This is a genomic window from Christiangramia qingdaonensis (assembly GCF_048381525.1).
In the GTDB taxonomy this organism is placed as follows: Bacteria; Bacteroidota; Bacteroidia; order Flavobacteriales; family Flavobacteriaceae; genus Christiangramia.
Window position 1 is genome coordinate 209,479 of record NZ_JBLWIM010000015.1, and the last position, 5,360, is coordinate 214,838.

At 36.5% G+C, this 5,360-nt stretch carries 7 protein-coding genes; 3 read left to right on the plus strand and 4 right to left on the minus strand.

The features are described from left to right. Positions 1-346 precede the first annotated feature (346 nt). Positions 347-1,135: a zinc-binding alcohol dehydrogenase family protein gene (locus tag ACNI3T_RS12300; protein ID WP_418228056.1), complete on the plus strand. Its 789-nt coding sequence runs from the start codon at positions 347-349 to the stop codon at positions 1,133-1,135. 32 nt (positions 1,136-1,167) lie between these two features. Then, positions 1,168-1,356 (plus strand): hypothetical protein, encoded by a 189-nt coding sequence (locus tag ACNI3T_RS12305; RefSeq protein WP_418228305.1) that lies wholly within the window; start codon positions 1,168-1,170, stop codon positions 1,354-1,356. A gap of 62 nt (positions 1,357-1,418) precedes the next feature. Here the strand turns inward: ACNI3T_RS12305 and ACNI3T_RS12310 are convergent, their stop codons facing one another. The 3 genes from ACNI3T_RS12310 to ACNI3T_RS12320 all read right to left on the minus strand — a co-directional run bounded on the left by ACNI3T_RS12310 (position 1,419) and on the right by ACNI3T_RS12320 (position 3,073). Further along, positions 1,419-1,991 (minus strand): Crp/Fnr family transcriptional regulator, encoded by a 573-nt coding sequence (locus tag ACNI3T_RS12310; protein WP_418228057.1) that lies wholly within the window; start codon positions 1,989-1,991, stop codon positions 1,419-1,421. 101 nt (positions 1,992-2,092) lie between these two features. Beyond that, a complete protein-coding gene (locus ACNI3T_RS12315) occupies positions 2,093-2,296 on the minus strand; it encodes a dodecin family protein (protein WP_141877763.1) in 204 nt (67 codons plus the stop codon). Between the two features lie 159 nt (positions 2,297-2,455). Beyond that, positions 2,456-3,073 (minus strand): hypothetical protein, encoded by a 618-nt coding sequence (locus ACNI3T_RS12320; protein WP_418228058.1) that lies wholly within the window; start codon positions 3,071-3,073, stop codon positions 2,456-2,458. A gap of 144 nt (positions 3,074-3,217) precedes the next feature. On the opposite strand from ACNI3T_RS12320, the gene upp reads away from it, so the two are divergent. After that, positions 3,218-3,877, plus strand: a complete 660-nt coding sequence (gene upp, locus ACNI3T_RS12325) for a uracil phosphoribosyltransferase (RefSeq protein WP_418228059.1) — start codon at positions 3,218-3,220, stop codon at positions 3,875-3,877. On the opposite strand, the gene tamL is transcribed toward upp, so the two are convergent. Further along, positions 3,874-5,360: translocation and assembly module lipoprotein TamL (gene tamL, locus ACNI3T_RS12330; RefSeq protein ID WP_418228060.1), on the minus strand; the 1,487-nt coding region annotated here is incomplete at its 5' end. The genes upp and tamL overlap by 4 nt on opposite strands.

Below are 5,360 nucleotides of genomic sequence, written 5' to 3' on the forward strand. Positions count from 1 at the left end.
GGGTTTGTCCGGATCTTGCCATTCACTATAAATTAATTAATATTCGTTGAAAATTTCAATGCATTGAACCAACTAAACGAATACCAGAAAAATTTAATGTGTAAGATTATCTTTTGTAGGATTTATTCAGAGAGAGCATAAGCCATTCTGGCCTGCACTAAAATTTTTACAAAGATAGTCATTGCAAATCAATTCTGAAAGCTTTAAATAGTCGAGCTCTGAAAATTTCCATTTTAATAACTTTTACTTCAGAACATCACATTCGGCTTCAGCTAATATAATTACATGTGGTTTAATAGTAATTGAAGTATTTTCTGATTTTAAATTATTATTTTGAAATAAAATTATGAAAGCAATTGGATTTACAAGCTCACTCCCTATCAGCAATAATGCAAGTTTGAATGAATATGAAATCGATAGACCTTCCTGTAGTTCGAATGAACTTTTAGTAAAGATTAAAGCAATATCTGTAAATCCGGTTGATTATAAGGTAAGACAAAAATCGGCGGAAAATGAAGAGATAAATGAACCTAAGATAATTGGATGGGATGCAGCTGGAGTTGTTGAAGAGGTTGGCACTAATGTGGAGAACTTTAGCGTGGGTGATGAAGTTTATTATGCCGGTGACATAACGAAACCTGGGTGTTATGCAGAATACCAGTGTATAGATTCGGCAATTGTGGCAAAGAAACCAGCTAAATTAAACTTGATGCAGTCAGCTGCCTTGCCCCTAACCGCATTAACCGCCTGGGAATGTATTTTTGACAGGATGAACATTACTGAAAATGGTGGAAAAGATGAGAAGATACTTATCATTGGTGGTGCTGGTGGAGTTGGCTCTATTGCGATACAAATCTTAAAAGAATTGACTCAGTTTGAAGTGATTGCAACAGCATCTCGTGAAGATACAGTACAATGGTGTAAAAAGATGGGCGCAGACAGGGTTGTGAATCACCACAAATTATCTGAAGAACTGAAGAATGAAAAAGACTCAATCTCATATATTCTAAATTTAGCAGATACTTCTGGACACTGGGAAACAATGACAAAGCTGATCTCTCCACAAGGCCATATCGCCTGTATAGTAAATACCACCGAGAAAGTAGATCTGAATGCTTTGAAGGAAAAAGTATAAGTTTTCATTGGGAATTGATGTTTACAAGACCTATGTTTAATACCAGGGATAAGTCCAGGCAGCAAGAAATATTAGCGCGAATCGCTGAATTAGCAGATTCCGGCAAAATCGTATCAACTAAAAACAGAGAATTTTATGGGCTAAATGCTGAAGTTTTCAGAGAAGTTCATAAGCTTCAGGAATCTGGCAAATCTATAGGTAAAAATGTAATTCAATTTTAAACAATGGGCTCACATGAGTTATTTGCATGTTTGATGTTATTTCGCAAATCTGGAATACCTTCTTAGGCAAGATCTTTACGGATTCTACTCAGGCTTTCTGGTTTCATTCCTAAATAATTAGCGATATGATAATTCTGAACACGTTTTTCAATTTCCGGATAGGTTTCGCAAAAATCCAGGTACCGCTCTTTGTTCGATTTCTCAAGGGATGATAAAATTCTCTTTCTAAGTGAGACAAAAGCCCCGGTGGTCTTAAGCCTGAAAAAGCGTTCGAATTTTGGAATTCTATGGTACAATTCTTCCAGGAGTGTACGGTTTAGGGATAATAGTTTTGAGTCTTCTATTGCTTCTACGTAAAGCTTTGATGGCTGATTTGTAAAAAAGGCCTCGAAATCGCTAATCCACCAGTCTTCTATGGCAAACTGGATAATATGCTTATTTCCTTGCTCATCGAGATAGTATGCACGCAAACAACCTTCTACTACAAAATATTCATTCTGTACGGTTTGCCCCGGTTTAATAAGAAGTTCCTTTTTATGGAGAGAAACTTCAGAAAGTATACTTCTGAATTCAGATTTCTCCAATTCCGAAAGGTCAATTTCCCGACTAATGTGATCAATGATATCTGCAGGCATCTAATAAATTCTTTGCATGCAAATTTAAGCTTTTATGCTTGAATGTATAAAAAAATGCCGGGCGCAGGCCCGGCATTTTTTTAATATATAAGTTTCTAAAACTAACTAGTTTTATCGAAAGATATTTTAGCATTTACAGCATAAGAAGTAATCTTGTCCCCATCTACATGAGCTTTCATCTCTTTAACGTAGACTGACCTTATATTCTTAACCGTTTTTGCAGCTTCTGTAACTGCTTTCTGTACTGCATCGTCAAAACTTTTTTCTGAAGCGGCAATCACTTCAATCACTTTTACAATTCCCATAATTTTAAATTTATTGGTTAACTGATTTCAATTTACCAACTTAAAGAAGCTTAGGAAGAATGATTAACAGAAGATTGTAAGGGAACCTTAAGTTATTGTGAAATTATAGATAACATCAATAACTATAATTACTTTGTTTCCAATTATAATAGAGACTTTTTAATTTTTGACGACGATCAATTCGGCTTTTGCGCCAGTAAGCAAGTTCCATTCTTTTTTAGCAAGCATCTCCCCTTTTTCGCTTAGTACTCGCAACTCTGCCGTATTGGGACCAGAACTTCCCTGATTGAGCGCCACAAATTGTATGCTATTGAAGCCATCCTGCAAGTTTACCAAAACAGGTTTGAAACCAGCAGTAAGCAAAACACTCGCTTCCACTAATTCACCATTTACGATGATCTGCACTTTGTCACCATCTATAAATTGATGATCTCTGCAGTAAACTTCTACAAATCTACCTTGTGTAACCACGTTCCCAAGACTCTGATCAAATTTATATTCCTCTTTGACTTCAGCATCTTTCGCCCACTTTTCTTTCATAGCATCAGCTTCAGTAAGTAGATTATTAGGATTTTCCCTCAGATCTATAGCTTTGGGCTTCTCTTTCAAAAACCGACTTTCTTTTTCAGTATTATCTCTCTTCAGAATAGGAAAACCTGTAGAATTTGATTCTTCAGCTTTAATAACCCGTCCGGTATTTGTACTTCTAGGAATCTCAATTTGAGAATAGAGGGAAGCAGAACTAAATATCAATAATATGAGAATCAATCTATTCATAGCAAGTGGTTTGTACAGCATAACTATATCAAAAATACAGCCAATTTTCAAAATTAGCATGTAAACGATCAAATTCCAGTTTGAGTGTGTTCTTTATAGTAAAATAAAAAAAGTAATTTTGAGTATCAAAAAAGTCAGATTTATATGCAGGTTCACGAACTATCCAGAAATAATTCTATCGCTAATAAGTTTATAAGTCAACTGAGAGACATTCATGTGCAAAAGGACCGTATGCGCTTCCGTAGAAACATTGAGCGACTGGGAGAGATCATGTCTTATGAACTTAGCCAGGAACTCAATTATCAAAAGCAGGCAATTGAAACGCCGCTTGGAACTTCTGAAATTGCCCAGCCAGACAATGAGGTTGTGATCTGTTCTATATTACGAGCAGGTTTACCATTACACCAGGGAATCTTGAATTATTTTGATGATGCTGAAAATTCTTTTATTTCGGCTTACAGACATCACCCTGATAATGATGAGAATTTCGAAGTTCTGGTTGAATATTTGGCTTCACCCTCTCTGGAAGGTAAAACTCTAATTCTGGCAGATCCCATGCTTGCAACGGGAAAATCTTTCGCCAATGTTTTAAAAGCAATTGCCCCAATGGGAAAACCCGCGAAAATCCACCTTGTTTCTGTTATTGGCTCTTCGGACGGGATTGAGTTTTTAAAGTCAGAGTTTCCTGAAAACTCTAAACTCTGGATCGCTACGATAGACAATGAACTGGATAAAAATGGTTATATAGTTCCTGGTTTAGGTGATGCCGGAGATCTATGTTATGGTCAGAAACTTCAGCATTAAAAAGGATATCCAATAGCAAAATTGAACACTGGGCTACCAAAATCGTTTACCCATCTTTCACCTTGTGGCTCATTTGGATCATGCATTGGAAACGCAAGGTCGAATCTTATCACGAAACTTTGGATATCTATTCTTAAACCTGCTCCTGCCCCAATTCCTAGCTCATTGATAAAATCTGATTGAAATTGACCTTGTTCAAAACCAGTTTCTTCCTGAGATTTACTATTCCATACATTTCCAGCATCCACGAAAAAAGCACCGTTTAGATAAGTAACAATCGGGAATCTATATTCTGCGTTGGCTTCAATTCTAATATTACCGGATTGGTCACGATATTGCTCACTGTCCTCTGCACCTTGAAAAGTACCTGGCCCTAGAGATCTGGTTCTAAAAGCTCTAACACTATAAGGACCACCAGAAAAATATTGCTTACTAAATGGCATGACATCTGAATTTCCGTAAGGAATCCCATAACCACCAAATAATCTTGTGGCAATTAAACTTTGATTGTCAAATCTATAGTGATATCGAAAGTCCATGTCCAGTTTAGCGTATTGGGCATAATCCAGTCCAAAAACTTCATCTTTACCTTCCTCATTTTCAGAACCAATTAGGCTCATACTATTACCCGCAATATCAAAGTTTGAATTGAGGTAAAATACGTGCTTTTTCGTGGCATCTATCATTCCATTATAGGTAAAGGAATAAGTGAGACCAGCTATAAATTCCTGGTCAAAACTACTTTCCAGAATAGGGTTTTCCCTCAGTATTTCTTCAAATTCCTCACTTTCATTACCGAGTCTAATGAAGTTAAGATCTATTGGATTTAATTCATGAGTGACATACCTGTTTGCATTCCAGAAATAACCGAAGGCAGCGTTTAGACTCGTAAGTGTAAATAACTGAGCTCTCTTTAGATAATCTCCACCCAGACTGATCCTGGTTTTCGGAATATCATATCTAAAAAAGTTATTATTAAACTCTATAGGGAAAAGAAGACGTGGTACAATTAGATCGTTACTAAGGGCAAAATTTAAAGAATTTCTTCCTGGGATTCCGCCATCTCCAAGCTGAACTTCATATCCAAAATTAGCTGAGATATCCAGTCGCTCACCACCTTTGAACAGGTTTCTATTTGAAAAGGTTACTCCAAGATGCGGACCTGCAAAATTGTTAGATTTTGTTAGGGCCTGCAGCTCTGCTTTGATTGCACGCTTTTTTAGCGGTGACAGAAAAATATTAGCTTCAAGAAGACCAATACTGTCCACGGCCAGAGTATCTACTTCATCATACCTGATATTCACAAATTTATAAGCACCTATAGTACCCAATCTCCTACTAGTTGCTCTAGAGGCTTCCGGACTAAAATTATCTCCAGTTTCAATAAGTAAATATGGGTCTAAATACTTTGGTTTAAAAAACAGTTCATCCTGGAAGTAGTTTTTATCCTCAAAACGCTTATAATTATTGGTAACGCTATCTT

Excerpts from the sequence above, each read along its gene's own strand:
- ACNI3T_RS12300 (WP_418228056.1), top strand. The coding sequence starts at position 347 with ATGAAAGCAATTGGATTTACAAGCTCACTCCCTATCAGCAATAATGCA.
- ACNI3T_RS12305 (WP_418228305.1), top strand. The coding sequence starts at position 1,168 with ATGTTTAATACCAGGGATAAGTCCAGGCAGCAAGAAATATTAGCGCGA.
- ACNI3T_RS12310 (WP_418228057.1), bottom strand. The coding sequence starts at position 1,991 with ATGCCTGCAGATATCATTGATCACATTAGTCGGGAAATTGACCTTTCG.
- ACNI3T_RS12315 (WP_141877763.1), bottom strand. The coding sequence starts at position 2,296 with ATGGGAATTGTAAAAGTGATTGAAGTGATTGCCGCTTCAGAAAAAAGT.
- ACNI3T_RS12320 (WP_418228058.1), bottom strand. The coding sequence starts at position 3,073 with ATGAATAGATTGATTCTCATATTATTGATATTTAGTTCTGCTTCCCTC.
- upp (WP_418228059.1), top strand. The coding sequence starts at position 3,218 with ATGCAGGTTCACGAACTATCCAGAAATAATTCTATCGCTAATAAGTTT.